This window comes from Psychrobacter sp. TPE 89C, assembly GCF_055522395.1.
In genome coordinates this window covers 220,329-236,258 of record NZ_JBVFXW010000001.1, presented here as the reverse complement: position 1 = coordinate 236,258, position 15,930 = coordinate 220,329, and the positions used below count along the sequence as shown (strand labels likewise).

Sequence of the window (15,930 nt, the reverse complement as noted above, 5' to 3'; positions counted from 1 at the left end):
TAGGGTCTGTTGAACATTCAAATGTGGTGCTGGCAGTCACTATTTTTTAGGCAATATGCAGTGAAATTTTTGACGCCTAGTCATTCTAGGTTAAATAATTTCGCCATATATTGGCAGAAAATAGTACTGCCCCAAAGGGCTGATGCTAAAATCCCCCCAAACGTTGTTGCAAGCCTAGTTAAGGTCTCGACATTATCGTCGTCTTGCGCCTAGTTTGGTGCAATTTTAGCAATCAGCAGCCCTAATATTTGAATGTTCAACAGACCCTAATGTTAACCGTTGTAAAGAATACCGTGTCTATTTGCGCTATTTAATAATAAAACGAGGCTTGATAATGTCGTTAAGCTTGCTATATGGAATGCTTAATACAGGCATGCCATAAGCATATGGACCGATAGAATAATGCTGATAGCGAATGTCGATACCTTTATCCGTCAGCGTTATATTATCATTCAATGTAAACGGCCAGTTTTTTTCATAACTACTGACATCGTCGTCCACCGTTTTAACCCATGTTTTATAAGCATCGTATGCAAGCGCTTCAAATTTTGATTTTTTACCTGATTGAAGCATATCATCAAGTATAATTTGTTTTTTGGTGCTTAGATCAAATACTAAATACTCACTATAAGGCATGCCATGAGCACCACCAGTGAAGACATAAGAGTCAATTTCGAACAATTCAAAATTGTTCACATGCCCCAAATATTCAGGTGTGACCATCAAGCTGTAAGCCCATGAACTGCCTTCAGGAATATCTATAAATTGTGAGCCAGCAAAGTCATCAATCGCTGCGTTTACCGCTGCCTGATTGCCTTTCGTTTTGATAGGTGCTGACTCAGTCGGTTTACTATTGACGACTAACTTATTGATACGCTCATTCGTCATATCATTTATCCAACGATGATTGGTATTCAAATATTTAATATCAATCTCTGGACAGTTATCACTCTCTACACATTGTGCTTGTATATTGTCTGGCAACTCATAATTCAAATAATCGGTACTGCTAATGAGATTACCTGCATTTGCAGGCATAGCGACGACCCCTAGCAAAAAACCACTAGCCAATAGACCCATCAGACGTGCGTGACTCGCTTTCATAGCTGAGCGCAGACGTAATGATGAGTTATTAATATTAAATGGATTCGTAGCGTTCATATAGCCTCTTTCATAAACATACAACATTGCTTAACATTTTACCGTAACAATAATGATGTATTGTAGGAACACTGTTTGTGTTTTAAGAAATCACCAGTTTTTGAACGTCTGGTACGTAAATTATAGGTAATAAAAAAGACACGGCTAGCGTGTCTTAATAGATAAATCATCTCGTGAAATAATGGATTTTAATGCTCACGAGTATTACTAAAAGTGATTTCTGGATAGCGATCTTGCATCAACTGCAAGTTAACCCGTGACGGTGCAAGATACGTCAGATAGCCCCCACCATCGAGTGATAACTGGTCATGAGCTTTCTTCTTAAACTTCGCCAGTGCCACTTCATCATCACAGTGAATCCAACGTACCGTTGCAATAGATACAGGTTCAAAGATACATTGAACCTTATACTCTTCTTTGAGACGATGCGCCACCACTTCAAACTGTAGCACACCAACTGCACCCAAGACTAAATCGTTGTTAATCTGCGGCATAAAGACCTGTGTTGCGCCCTCTTCACTTAACTGCTGAAGACCTTTTTGTAGCGCTTTAGATTTTAGCGGGTCTTTGAGTATCACACGGCGGAACAATTCAGGCGCAAAATGCGGAATACCGGTAAAGTTTAGCTCTTCACCTTCTGTGAAGCTATCACCGATTGAAATGGTTCCGTGGTTGTGCAAGCCGATAATATCACCTGGATACGCTTCTTCTAATGCTTCACGATCACCTGCCAAAAAAGTCAAAGCATCAGCAATACGTACGTCTTTACCCAAACGTACATGCTTTAGCTTCATGCCTTTTTCGTACTTGCCTGAACAAACTCGTAAGAATGCAATACGGTCACGGTGACGCGGATCCATATTAGCCTGAATCTTAAAGACAAAACCACTAAAGTCGGTCTCAGTCGCGGCGACTTCACGCTCATTGGTCGGATGCGCTTTGGGTGGTGGTGCATATTTAACCAGAGTATCAAGTACCATGTTGACACCAAAGTTACCCAACGCTGTACCGAATAATACGGGCGTCATCTCGCCTGCTAAGAACGCTTCAACACTAAACTCTTCTAACGCCATCTGTACCAGTTCAAGCGACTCTTCGAAAGCGTCAAACATCAGCTTACCCAAACGCTCACGGATATCTGGATAATCATAACCTTCGCGGGTCTCAGAGACCGTCATCTTGCCGCCATTACCTTTTTCATAAAAGTAGGTCTTGTTTTCGGTCAAATGATACACGCCGATAAAATCTTGGCCCATACCAATCGGCCAAGTGACAGGGATACATTTAATCTTTAAAACCGCTTCGATTTCACTAAGCAGCTCAAGCGGCTCACGAATCTGACGATCTAGCTTATTCACAAATGAGATGATTGGTGTGTCACGCATGCGGCAGACTTCCATCAGCTTGATGGTTCGTTCTTCGACGCCTTTTGCCCCATCGACCATCATCAATGCACTGTCTACTGCGGTCAAAGTACGATAAGTATCTTCACTAAAGTCGGCGTGACCTGGGGTATCTAGTAGATTGACCATGTGGTCTTGATAAGGGAACTGCATGACGGAGGTTGTGATTGAGATACCACGCTCTTGTTCCATGCTCATCCAATCTGAGGTGGCATGACGATCAGTCTTACGGCCTTTTACTTCGCCCACTACCTGAATTGCCTGTCCCCACAATAGGAGTTTTTCGGTCATGGTGGTCTTACCAGCATCAGGATGCGAGATGATGGCAAAGGTGCGGCGTTTGGCCACTTCTTTGTTTAATTTCTTTGGATCTACGCTCATAGTTTTCGGCTTCAACAGTTAGTCATTTAGAAATCAATCTAAATAAATAGAATAAATAATGGACGTATTGTAGCCGATTTAGCGTCAAGGTGCAGAAATAGCGCATAAAAAAACACGCCCTAATAGTCAAATAGAGCCTATTGGCGCAATTTTTTAATTAATAGTCGCGTTCAGCTTGGGCCATTAATAATTCTTCTGTCATTGACCAAACGAATGGCTGCTGCGCCTGTATTTTCAGCGAATACTAGGGCGTGTTCTCAATTCAATCGATAGTTATCTAAATGGGTTAAAAATGGCTAAATCTTGCCAAATGGCGTCAAATAGCTGACTAATATCTCGATATTATTTGCGCTATTTTCCTTGTTTGACTGCGATTTATCTCATTTTTATCACCATTTTTAAAATGAGGACACGCCCTAGATCCAAAAATCTTCACTGAATCCTTTAATTACAAATACACAGTATATATTTACGACGGGGCTATACAGTTGACTTAATGGTTTGTTATGCTGAAGCTCGTATCAAAACGTACCCGTTAAATATAAAGTAACTATAAAAACTGACAACAAAAAAGGATGTGTTATGAAAACTCTATACTCTACCAAAGCAACTGTTACTGGCGGCCGCGCAGGTTCAGCCAGCTTGAGCGACAGCGATCTCACTATCAATATGGTAGCGCCAGGCTCAGGCAAAGATGGCAATAACCCAGAGCAGATGTTTGCGATAGGTTACAGCGCTTGCTTTGACGGTGCACTTGGCGCTGTTAAGCAAATGGAAAAAGCAAAGTTTGATTCAAAAACGTCGATTGAAGTAGACCTATTACAAGGCGAAGGTCCTGATTATAAGCTAGCAGCTAGAATCCATGTAATCGGTGAAAACACTGAATTGTCTGCTGATGAGTTTCAGCAACTGGTAGAAAAAGCGCATCAAGTATGCCCATACTCAAAAGCGACACATGGCAACATCGATGTAGAATTAACTTCAGAAGTAAAATAATACAAGCTCGACGGTTAAGCAGCCTGATTATTAAAGCTGTTTGATTGTTAGATAAGCTACGAAATAAAGAACTCTGTTAACGCTGGGTTCTTTTTTTATGGCCGAACCAATTGTCGTACCACGCGCATCATTCGTATCAATAGGCAATTCAGTAGGTGATATTGAACATCTCTTAACGGTTAAGCAGTTCGGCACACACGGATTTTATCGTTATAATGAGCACATATTTCTATCTAATAGCTGATAAGTGACCTTTATGACTGATCCTATGACCGACTCCATCACCGACAGTGACCACAACTCCCATCAAGCGATTGATCCTGCCGCATTGCCAAACTTCGAGACCATGCCCAATGTAGCGACGATGGACACCAGTCACGTCGATAAAAACCAACCACCTTTTATCTTGGTTGATGGCTCTTATTATCTGTTTCGCACTTATCATGCCTTACCAAAGACCATGCAAAACTCGCAAGGCCTGATAACCAATGCCATCCGTGGTACGCTCAATGCGCTGCTCAAACTGATGCGCCGCTATCACCCTACGCATATGGCCGTCTGTTTCGATACCAAGTCACCGACCTTTCGTCATCATATGTCTGCTGACTATAAAGCAGCTCGCCCGCCCATCGACGTAGAGCTAGTAGAACAGATTCCTTATATTCATCGTTTGGTCACCGCCTTAGGTCTGCCCCTGTTGCGTATCGAAGGCGCAGAAGCCGATGATATCATCGGTACACTTGCCCACCGTGCTGTTGCTGAAGGCCATCATGTCGTCATCTCAACTGGTGATAAAGATATGATGCAGCTAGTCAATGACTGCGTTATCTTAGAAGACAGCTTCACTGGTAAAATTACTGACACAGAAGCCGTGATTGATAAATTTGGTATTAACCCAAACCAGATGATTGATTTTTTAACGTTGATGGGTGATGCGTCAGATGGTATCAAAGGCGTGCCTGGTATCGGTAAAAAAACGGCAAAAGACCTACTCGTTGAGTATGGCGATATCGGCAATATGTTAAAGCATATTGGCTTTATCAAAGGTCGCGGTGCCAAAGGTTTGATTGAACACGCTGACGATATTCCGTTTAATAGAAAGCTAGCCACCATCGTGACAGATTTAGGTATCGGTCAAGATTGGAACGATCTAAAAATCAATACTGACCCTAGTGCGCACATAGACGAATTACGCGAATTGTATAACGAGCTTGAGTTTAGAAACGAGCTAGCGTCTCTCGACCACCCAAATCATCCTGCCAATGCTAATGGGAACGGCTCACAAAGTGTCGCTGACAGTCAAGCGAATGCCGAATCACAAGCGCAAGTAGCCAAGTCGCTACAATCAAGCAGTATTGAAAATATCCAAGATAGCAAATCGCATGATAGAGCATGGCATACTGTGCTCGACGAGCCAGCTTTTGAGAGTCTGGTTAAGCTATTAGAGTCTGTACCGCATTTTGTCATTGATACTGAGACCACTAGCATCTATTGGCGTCAAGCTGAAATCGTCGGTCTCTCCTTTGCTGTGCAAGCCCACGAAGCCTATTATATTCCGCTGACGCATAGTCTGGAAGGTGACGAGCTAACAACTAAACAGCTCGACCGTGATAGCGTTTTGACACGCCTAAAGCCAATTTTGGAAAATCCAAACATTGGCAAAATCGGTCAACATCTAAAATACGATGCTCACATTCTCAGTCATTATGATATCGACTTGGTCGGTGTCATTCATGAACAACCCAATAATTGGGCCATGGATACCATGCTTGCCAGCTATGTAATTAATGCTGCCGCCACTCGTCACGGTATGGATGACTTGGCACGTCATTATCTACAAACCCAAACCATCAGCTATGAAGATGTCGCTGGTAAAGGCGCTAAACAAGTCACCTTTGATCAAGTGGCTATTGATATAGCCAGTGACTATGCCTGTGAAGATGCCGACATTACTTATCAGTTATTTGAGGTGTTCAGCGTTGAGCTGGCGAACGATGCCAATAACGCCAAATTGCTACATGAGTTAGAGATTCCAACGGCAGAAATACTGTGCCAAATGGAAGCGAACGGCATTCTTATCAAGCGTCCATTCTTAAACGAACTATCAAAACGCTTTGATGAAGAAATTATCGCGCTGGAAAAACAGGCCTATGAAATCGCTGGCGAAGAGTTCAATCTTGGTTCACCAAAGCAGCTTGGTGAGATGCTGTTTGAAAAGCTCGGCGTTGCTGGTGGTAAAAAAACCAAGTCAGGCCAATACTCTACTGGTGAAGCGGTATTGTCAAAAATTGACCACCCACTAGTCGATATCACGTTGGAATATCGCAGCCTATCTAAGCTAAAAAGCACTTATACCGATGCGCTTGATAATGTGGCAGATAGCGAAACTGATCGTGTGCATACCAGTTATCATCAGGCACTGACCAGCACTGGACGTTTATCTTCGACTGATCCCAATTTGCAAAACATTCCTATTCGTACCGCAACTGGGCGCTTAATTCGCCAAGCCTTTATCGCTCCAGAAGGTCGTGTGATTCTCGCAGCGGATTATTCACAAATTGAATTGCGTCTCATGGCGCATTTTTCAGGCGATAATAACTTAACGCACGCCTTTAATGAAGGTTTGGATATTCACGCTGCGACTGCCGCTGAAGTACTGGGTAAGGATGTCGCAGACGTTACCTCGACCGAGCGCCGTAATGCCAAAGCCATTAACTTTGGACTACTGTATGGCATGAGTGCATTTGGTCTGGCCAAGCAATTGCAAATGAGCCGCAATGAGGCGCAAGACTATATCGATATGTACTTTGATCGCTATCCGGGTGTCAAAAACTATATGATCAATACGCGTGCCAGCGCTCACGAACAAGGCTATGTCGAGACAATATTGGGCCGCAAGCTTTATACCCCTGATATCACTCACAGCAACCGAATGGTCAAGCAAGGTGCTGAACGTGCTGCGATTAACGCACCATTACAGGGATCTGCCGCTGATCTAATCAAGCTTGCTATGATTGCCGTCGATAAAGTATTGCCAAAAGAGCAAGCTAAAATGCTGCTACAGGTTCACGATGAATTGGTGTTCGAAATTGATGCTGATAAGGTTGATGAGATTAGCCAGTTGATTACCGATGCGATGCAAGATGTATTGACAGTTACTGCGGTCGAAAAAGGCTGGAATGTGGACTTTGCAGTACCACTATTGGTTGAGACGGATAGTGGTCAGAACTGGGATGAGGCGCATTAATAATTGCAGCATAGAATTTATTCTACGTACTCTTTAATAAAAAAGGTTAGGCATTTTGCTTAGCCTTTTTTACATTCGAAGACCTATTGAGTAATGCCTTGATATCAGCAATAGCTCCTTTCTTCATCACGAAATATAAACTCCCTTGCTATGCAGCTATAAGTAAAAGTCATCCCTCGCTCATCAGAAGTAGAACATTCCTAGCCACAACCTCCCTATAATTAACGACCTATGGCATAATACTTTTGTTTACCCTTTTCAGAGACCAAAACAATTGAAACCCTTCATGACGACACCAGCAAACTTTAACACCTGTACCGTTTATATAATTGCCAGTTTAGGTTTATGCACGCCAGTATGGGCTGATGCTACGCCCATTACAGATTCAGAGTTGCTAGAATCTGTAAATACAGAAACGGCTTCGTCATCTAATGATAACGATCCCAATCGCGATGAAACTCTTGATCAACTTGGCTATCAACCTACTGAAAAGTCTGCCGAGCAACCTTTTCCATCCGTACAAGTAGAGCAAGGCTGGACAGATGAACGCCGTGAAGATGTTCAAGACCAATTGCATGAATGGGCACATAAAATGGACGGCTGGTTCGGAGAACCTGATCCCAAAAAGCCTGCCAAAGCCAGCTTACGAGTCGTGCTAGATACACGTTGGGCTAATGACCCCAAAACAGGTAGCGATGTCACCGTTGAGCCGAGAGTTCGTGGTCGCTTACGCTTGCCTGTGCTAGAGAGACAACTAAGTCTGATTATTGGTGATGAAGAGCTGGATGAAGATACTTTTTTAAAACAAAGCACGACAGGCAATACTTATCAAGCAACCTCCAACAACCAAGATAGACTTATTAATACTAAAAAAACGCGAGAAGACAACGCCTCTATTGCACTACGTTGGACGCGTTTTAATGACGAGCTCGAAGATCAATTGGGGGTGAACACAGATGTCGATATCGGGATTCGTTCACTGGATGATCCTTATCTAAAAGTAAGTATTGACAAAGACTGGTATAAAAGTAAAAAACTAGAAGTCACTAGCGACAGTTTTTATCGCTATGGGCTTGATAGTGAGCACTATGTCAAAGGTGGATTAAATCTACAATATGGCGCAGATACCAATCGATTTATCAATAATAACACCACTGTTCGCTATCGCCATCAAGATGAAGAAGAGCGCAAAGACTGGGATAACGACCTGAGACAGGTGCATTATTTAGGTAATGAGAAACAGCTAGCCTACGGACTCTCTGCCAGTGGTTATTTTGAAAGTGATAAGTCAACTTTAAACAGTTATGGTCCTGCCATTAGTTATCGCCAACCCATTTGGCGCGAATGGCTATATATGCAGACAGAGCTAAATTACTATAATGACAAAACAGAAGATAAAGACCATTACCCTTCTGCCTTGCTACGTATGGAAGCTTTGTTCTAACCCCACTACCAGTCAAGTTTTCTGAACCAAAATCAATAGCAACCATTGATAGTTATATTTACATTAAAGAGTATTAGGCTGCCTACATTAACAATGAATTATGACCGATTAGTTATATTAATTAACAACATGAGGTTGGATTTGGCGTTATAGTAGCGGCCTATTGAGTTATATATAGCCAAATAATTTTCATTCTGAAGTGAGCCCTTGGGCTCACTTTTTGTATTTTATGAATCAGGAGACCACCATTATCACTGAAAATAGTATTATCGAAATTGGTGAAGCCATTATCTTAACTTTATGCTTGCTACGCTGCTTACAATATTCAGTGCAAAGCCGCGTCCTACAAGGTCGCCATTTTTGGCTTGCCTCCGTTTTAGTTTTCTTCAGTGTTATTCGCAGAGAGCTGAGTTATTTGTCTGATTTATTGGTACCAGAAGACTTTATGCTGCTCGGCTATTCTTACGACTGGTGGGAAGACAGGGTATTGCTGGTCATCATTGTGGCGACGCTTATATTACTAGTTCGTGCGCGCCATTATTTTTGGAGTGTTCTGAAAAATGTCCCAAAATCGTTATATCTGGGTGTTGCTGTATTAGCGGTGCTGCAGTACATGGGTGAAAACGCGATTATGTTCCCACATGAGTTTGGCGAGGTCGTCGAAGAGCTGTCAGAGAACGTCATCTATATGATTGCGCTGATTTACTTGTGGCGATTCAAATTATCGACGTTTGACAGCATATCAAGCAATCAGCAAAAATTCACCGTGCTGAATCGACAGTAGTACAGACGATGATTGTGGAGTTTGTGATGCAATTAAACTCTACTAGAAGTCATCACAATATAGTTATCATCATATGAGTATTGCCGTATGTTCATCGCAAAGTATCAAATCAGTACTGCTGTAGTGTTTGAGCCATAGTTTGCTATACTGAAATGCAAACACCAAAAACAATGACAATTGTGGCCATCCTGTTAGTGTTGTCGCTCAGTATTGACGTCTGGCATTAACCTTTAATTTACAGCATCTGAATAACTATTGAGTGAATGACTATGAATATATTGATTACAGGCGCATCACGAGGCATTGGTCTGGCAACAGCAAAAAAACTGGCAGCAAAAGGCCATAATGTCGGGCTATTTGCTACTAATACCACTACGCTTAAACAGGCGATTACCGATAAAGCATTTAAAAAATCGCTGAAACAAAAGCGTGTGATAACGGGCCAGCTTGATGTTACTCAGCCTGATTCATGGGACGATGCTATTACTCAGATGATCGATAATTTTGGTAGTATCGATGCGTTGGTTAATAACGCTGGCGTACTGGTCACTGGCGCATTACCGACGACTAACCTAGATGACCAACTGGCTCTCATTGACGTCAACTGTAAAGGCGTACTCATTGGCTGTCATAAGCTGGCACCTTATTTAGCCGATAATAAAAACGGCAAAATCATTAATGTATCGTCTGCGTCTGCTATTTATGGTCAGCCTGAAGTTGCGAATTACGCTGCCAGTAAGTTCTTTGTACGAGGTCTCACTGAAGGGCTTAATATTGAGTATGAAAAGTTGGGCATCAAAGTTATCGACGTCATGCCGCTATGGGTCAAATCTGACATGACAGCAGACATCGAAGTAACCAGTATTGATCGCTTGGGCATCAACTTAGACGTCAATGATGTCGCAAAAACCCTGTGCAAACTCACCACAAGCCCTAATCGTAAGCTGAGAAGCACGCACTACTCTGTCGGCCTGCCAGCTAAGTTGTTTCAGACACTGGCACAAGTCACACCTGATTCATTGATACGTTGGGTAAATACTAAAGTGGGTGCATAGTAGCTCATTAAGCAAGCAACACTACGCTCATTAAAATATAAAAAATGGCTACCGAATATCGGTGGCCTTTTTTTATACTCTGGTATGTCTTCATCTTAAAAGTTATGCCTTACATTTTCTGAACATCCTGTGACACCTTAATACTATCAGTGATATCCATAACGCGTCACACTAACCATGATAAATAAGACAAATCACAATGATCAATAATAATAAGGAAAGCATTATGGATAACGTTAAAAGCCCATTACCAGAAGAAATGGATCACATAGAAGGCGATACAAGTATCAATGATAACAGCCAAGAAATTGATTTAGACAATCCGATGTTGCATACCACCGACAACGATGATGCGATTGATAACAGTGTAGGTTTTAATAACTCCGAAGCAGGCAGTGGTGCGACCCAAGGACTGACACCTGTGCATCGTCAAAATATTGATGAGTCGCGTGTCGATGAGATTTTGGTTCAGGACAACCTTGATGACAGCGATTATCCAGATGCGATGGATATCGCTGATAGAGAAGCGGCTGAACGTAGCAACGATGATGATTTTTAGCAATTAATACGGCTGTTAATACAACACTTTGGTCAAAAAAAAGCACGCTTAATTATATTAAGCGTGCTTTTTTATCGATCATAAAATAGATTAGATTTTGCTAAAACTAGTTTTACTAAACATGACTTACGCCGCTGATAACGGCTGATCGGTCCACACATCACGATAACTGGTGTAATAAGTAATCATACCTATTGGCAGCAGTATCAAAAGACCCAGTCCCAATGTAAAGATGACAGCTAATATCATAATTATGGGAGCAACTATCCAAAAAACTAAAAACGGTAGAATGTTTTTTAAGCAGCCTTTAAAGCTCATTTTCATCGCTCGAACAGGTTCAATGTCGTGAAGTACAATTAAAGCAGGTGCAAACCAAATGGCCATTAATACAGGGAATAACAGTAAAAAAACCAACAAAGTCCCTATCACTATGCCTACAATCGCAACATTACTTGACTCTTGAGCTAAGGATGCAAACATACTACCGAATACGATCAGCATCGGTATCATCATGACAATCATAGCCACTAGATACAGTACAAATAAAATAATTAATGGCATAAGATGCGTATTGAAGGCCGAAAAGAGATGATCAAATTTCAACTCTCTGCCCGTAGCTTGGTCGGCACAGCCCTTTATGATTCCACCAACAAATACAAAAGATATGAAAGGGAAAATAAAGTTTATCACAGGGACACTACTACCAATGACAGCGATGATTAGGTAAGCAACACCAATCGCTAACCACAATAAGAATTGATCCTTAAATATTGCAAATGCCTTGGTAATCCAGTTTACACCCCATCCTGCTTGGCAAACTCGCGGTTCTGCTAATAACTGTGGCAACAAATTACCATATTCGTCCATTGGCGGTAAGTTCGGTGGTTGGCCGTTAGGTTTTTGCAATGATATAGGGTTCAGTGAATCGTTCAAGCTAGACATGCTTATCCTCAAAAATAAAGTGGTACAAATATAAAATTAAGCAAATATGTAAAAATAGCAAAGAGCACAAAACAAAAATCTACTTGGCACATTGTTACATACCAGTAACAAAAAATCTCAACTTTATTCTATTGATATGATACATACAAAAAAATACCGAACATTATGTCCGGTATTTTTTATCATTTATTCATTATAACCATTACATCAATGACATCTAGCAGTCAAACTCAGTGATTAGGCCCAACCATCCAACGTGCCCGCCCAACCTTTAACCAATTGCGCGCTAAGTGCTTCAAGCAAATCAATATGCGCATCGTCAAGATTCAAGGCTGGAATATAATGATACTCTTGCCCGCCCGCATGGAGGAAGTTTTCACGGTTCTCGATGGCCAGCTCTTCTAGCGTCTCTAAGCAATCCGCTGAAAATGCCGGACTAATCACTTGTACCGAGCGCACGCCAGACTTGCCCCAATCTTCTAATACGACATCAGTATACGGCTTGACCCACTCTTGCTTACCAAAACGCGACTGGAAACTGATAATCCATTCATCTTCTGTTAGACCAAGCGCGTGAGCAACTTGTGCTGCAGTACATTTACAACGCTTAGGATACGGATCACCCTTATCAGCATAGGGCTGTGGAATACCATGAAAGCTAAACATTAGCTTTTCAGGCTTGCCATGTACCGCTTGAAAGCGACGAATCGAATCTGCCAATGCTTGGATATAAAGTGGATGCGCGAAGTAATCTTTGACAATCGTATAGTTCGGCAAATTACGTTGCTTCAGTGTCCATTTCGTCAATGCATCATAGACCGCACCACCTGAAGAGGCTGAATACTGCGGAAACAATGGCAAGATAACAAAATGATCAACACCCTCACTGCGTAGATTATCCATCACGTCAGGCAAACCAGGATTGCCATAACTCATCGCAGGATGCACAGACACGCGAAACGGCGCTGCAGTATTGGCTAGCCGTGGTTCTAACATCCCAACTTGGCTTTTTAATATCTTACGAATCGGCGAGTCACCTTCCCAGATACTGGCGTATGCTTTTGCTACACGTTTAGGACGACTGGGTAATACAAACAAGTTGAGAATAATCGCCCATAAAAATCTAGGAATCTCAATCACACGCGGGTCTGACAAAAACTGTTTTAGGTAACGACGTACAGCAGGTGCTGTTGGCTCATCTGGTGTACCTAGGTTCACTAATAGGACGGCAATACGTGGTGGCAGTTTAGGTTTCATAGCAGCACTATTTTATTAGGTTAATTGAAAAAGTATTAGGCAAAAGATTATTAAGTCATTATTAAATAAATGCGTTATCAGTGTAGCATTTTATCTATTAATAACGCAGGGTAAAAGCGTACCTATACAATTTGATACTCAATTGCTATTTGTTTATTATCTACCCATTATGCATCTGCTATAACAACCAAGCACGAAAGACCTAGATCGAAGGTTGTACTCATATGCGCATCGCCATACAATAGGCAGGCGCATTATAAACACAGTGTAGGTAAGACGATATCGGCACAATAGCTTGTCGATGTGTTGCCATTTTTATTTTATTGATGATTGTTGTCTTGCGAGGTAGCTTTGAACGCACGCCCTGATAATACCAGTGACCAGTTCCCCACAGATACGTCCGATTCAATTGACTCAACCAGTGCAGCTGGCACGGTGGGCTCAGTCGGAATCGTGACGCCCCAGATTTTTCATTTCGCTGAGCCATTGACCTTAGAGTGTAATCGCACCTTGCCCTCATTCGATTTAATAATCGAAACTTATGGCACGCTCAATAGCGATAAATCAAACGCCATACTTATCTGCCATGCCTTATCTGGTAGCCATCATGCGGCAGGACTGCATAGTGCCGATGATAAAAAGGCGGGCTGGTGGGACAATATGATTGGCCCTAATAAAGCCATCGATACCAATCGATTTTATGTGGTCTGCGTGAATAACATCGGCAGCTGTTTCGGCTCGACAGGTCCTACGACGCTTAATCCTGATAGCATCAGCGCAGATGACGAAAGCACTAGCACTGAACCACCTGTTTATGGCCCTGACTTTCCACTCGTTACGATTAAAGACTGGGTGAAAACGCAAGCCATGCTCTCAGATCGTCTCGGCATTGACGTATGGCACGCCATCGTTGGCGGATCTATGGGCGGCATGCAAGCACTGCAATGGTCAGTCGACTATCCAGAGCGGCTAAAACGCTGTGTGGTGATTGCTAGTACACCAAAGCTCTCTGCACAGAATATCGCCTTTAATGAAGTAGCACGTCAGTCTATATTGTCTGACCCTGACTTCAAAGATGGTCGCTACTTACAAGCAGGCACCTATCCTCGTCGCGGGCTGATATTGGCGCGTATGGTTGGTCATATTACCTATTTGACCGATGATGCAATGAAGGCCAAGTTTGGTCGTGATCTAAAATCTGGCAAGTTTATGTATGGCTACGATGTCGAGTTCCAAGTCGAAAGCTATTTACGCTATCAAGGTGAGCGCTTTAGTGAAAACTTCGATGCCAATACTTATCTGCTCATGACTAAAGCCTTAGACTATTTCGACCCAACACGTGACTATCCAATACGCGACTACCCATCAGCCGTAGCAAAAGACCTTACAGAGCCAGCAGCACAACTTGAAGACTCAATCGCGGCTTCCGTTGAATCTAGTAAAAACAGTACGCAAGTTGAGCTAGAAGATGCTGTCGCAACGCTAGATGACATCGAAAATGATCGTCAGCAAGAACTGTCTGCACTCAAAGCGGCCTTTGCTCATACTCAATGCCAATACCTAGTGGTCTCATTTACCACTGATTGGCGCTTTGCACCGGAGCGCTCACAAGAGATTGTCGATGCACTGATGGCCACTGGCAAACCTGTCAACTATATCAATGTTGATGCGCCGCATGGCCATGATTCTTTCTTATTTGATATTCCACGTTATATGGGTGCGGTCAGAGGATTTTTAACTGCGCCGTTTATTTCTGGCAAAAGTACTGCTACAGGAGACCGCTCATGAGAATGGATCATCAACTGGCTGAGCGTTGGATTGCCCCGCATTCGCATGTGTTAGATTTGGGCTGTGGTAATGGCGAACTACTCGCTCACCTACAACAAAATCGCGGTGTGACTGGCTATGGACTTGAGATTGACGAAGAAAAAATCAACGATGGCATCGCAAAAGGCTTGTCTATTATCGAGCAAGACCTCAATGATGGTCTGGCACGCTTCGCTGATAACAGTTTCGATACCGTCGTCATGGCCCGTGCGCTGCAAGCAGTGAAATCGCCTGATGTGCTATTACTTGATATGCTACGTGTCGCCCGCGAAGCCGTTATCACCTTCCCTAACTTTGCCCACTGGCAAAACCGCCTGCATCTCAGCTTAAAGGGAATGATGCCTGTATCAGAAGCGCTACCTTACGAGTGGTATAACACCCCAAACATTCATCTGTGTACGTTTAAAGATTTTGAGCAGCTCTGTGCCAAGCATGACATTCATATCGTCAATCGCTTTGCCGTCAGTGATTCTGAAAAAGGCCATACGCCACTGATGAAAGCATTGATTCGACAAGCTCCCAACCTGTTAGCAGACGTCGCTATTTATAGAGTAACTAAACGTACATCAGATTAATATTATCGATGCAGATGTTTGATTCTTAGCCTAAAAATATTGATATCTGAGTAACTGTATGATTTTGTTACAAACAATATTGGGTAAATTACCGTTAACTTAGGTAATTAGTATTTGAGTTTCGTAAACTTGGGTGTTAAGCTAGCAAAATAATGTTGGCCACGCCCTAATTCCGACCGTTTATCGTGTCGATTAAGGTTAACCAACCCTCAAACATTAAATATATTGCTAATAATTAGGTCAGTTAGTCTCGCTGGATGTCATCTAATTGTTATCGCCGTCTAAACCTCTTTAGCGGT

General features: G+C 42.5%; 13 protein-coding genes. 9 read left to right on the top strand and 4 right to left on the bottom strand.

Annotated features, from left to right (window positions below):
* Positions 1-306: 306 nt before the first annotated feature.
* Positions 307-1,161, bottom strand: coding sequence for an RsiV family protein (locus ACZW67_RS00930; protein ID WP_465181810.1), 855 nt, complete (start codon positions 1,159-1,161; stop codon positions 307-309).
* Between the two features lie 188 nt (positions 1,162-1,349).
* The gene (locus tag ACZW67_RS00925; protein WP_465181809.1) at positions 1,350-2,945 is read right to left on the bottom strand and encodes a peptide chain release factor 3; all 1,596 of its coding nucleotides are present in this window, start codon (positions 2,943-2,945) and stop codon (positions 1,350-1,352) included.
* Between the two features lie 582 nt (positions 2,946-3,527).
* Between ACZW67_RS00925 and ACZW67_RS00920 the strand changes: the two genes are divergently transcribed.
* From ACZW67_RS00920 to ACZW67_RS00890, 7 genes are all read left to right on the top strand, one after another.
* Complete coding sequence (locus ACZW67_RS00920; RefSeq protein ID WP_465181808.1) at positions 3,528-3,941, top strand: organic hydroperoxide resistance protein; 414 nt, start codon at positions 3,528-3,530, stop codon at positions 3,939-3,941.
* Positions 3,942-4,038: 97 nt separating this feature from the next.
* On the top strand, positions 4,039-4,185 hold the full coding sequence (locus ACZW67_RS00915; RefSeq protein WP_465181807.1) for a hypothetical protein: 147 nt from the start codon (positions 4,039-4,041) through the stop codon (positions 4,183-4,185).
* A 12-nt stretch (positions 4,186-4,197) separates the two neighbouring features.
* Positions 4,198-7,188 (top strand): DNA polymerase I, encoded by a 2,991-nt coding sequence (gene polA, locus ACZW67_RS00910; RefSeq protein ID WP_465181806.1) that lies wholly within the window; start codon positions 4,198-4,200, stop codon positions 7,186-7,188.
* 286 nt (positions 7,189-7,474) lie between these two features.
* Positions 7,475-8,632, top strand: coding sequence for a hypothetical protein (locus ACZW67_RS00905; protein WP_465181805.1), 1,158 nt, complete (start codon positions 7,475-7,477; stop codon positions 8,630-8,632).
* 229 nt (positions 8,633-8,861) lie between these two features.
* Positions 8,862-9,416: a hypothetical protein gene (locus ACZW67_RS00900; RefSeq protein WP_465181804.1), complete on the top strand. Its 555-nt coding sequence runs from the start codon at positions 8,862-8,864 to the stop codon at positions 9,414-9,416.
* Positions 9,417-9,685: 269 nt separating this feature from the next.
* Complete coding sequence (locus ACZW67_RS00895; protein ID WP_465181803.1) at positions 9,686-10,471, top strand: SDR family NAD(P)-dependent oxidoreductase; 786 nt, start codon at positions 9,686-9,688, stop codon at positions 10,469-10,471.
* Between the two features lie 226 nt (positions 10,472-10,697).
* The gene (locus ACZW67_RS00890) at positions 10,698-11,030 is read left to right on the top strand and encodes a hypothetical protein (RefSeq protein WP_465181802.1); all 333 of its coding nucleotides are present in this window, start codon (positions 10,698-10,700) and stop codon (positions 11,028-11,030) included.
* 126 nt (positions 11,031-11,156) lie between these two features.
* On the opposite strand, the gene ACZW67_RS00885 is transcribed toward ACZW67_RS00890, so the two are convergent.
* Both ACZW67_RS00885 and hemH read right to left on the bottom strand, forming a co-directional pair.
* Positions 11,157-11,972, bottom strand: a complete 816-nt coding sequence (locus tag ACZW67_RS00885; protein WP_465181801.1) for a BPSS1780 family membrane protein — start codon at positions 11,970-11,972, stop codon at positions 11,157-11,159.
* A gap of 237 nt (positions 11,973-12,209) precedes the next feature.
* Complete coding sequence (hemH, locus tag ACZW67_RS00880) at positions 12,210-13,229, bottom strand: ferrochelatase (protein WP_465181800.1); 1,020 nt, start codon at positions 13,227-13,229, stop codon at positions 12,210-12,212.
* Positions 13,230-13,664: 435 nt separating this feature from the next.
* Here hemH and metX point away from each other — a divergent pair, with 435 nt between their 5' ends.
* Together metX and metW are read left to right on the top strand one after the other, a co-directional pair.
* Complete coding sequence (gene metX / locus ACZW67_RS00875; protein WP_465181816.1) at positions 13,665-15,017, top strand: homoserine O-acetyltransferase MetX; 1,353 nt, start codon at positions 13,665-13,667, stop codon at positions 15,015-15,017.
* Positions 15,014-15,631 (top strand): methionine biosynthesis protein MetW, encoded by a 618-nt coding sequence (gene metW, locus ACZW67_RS00870; RefSeq protein WP_465181799.1) that lies wholly within the window; start codon positions 15,014-15,016, stop codon positions 15,629-15,631. Before metX ends, metW begins: the two co-directional genes overlap by 4 nt.
* Positions 15,632-15,930 lie beyond the last annotated feature (299 nt).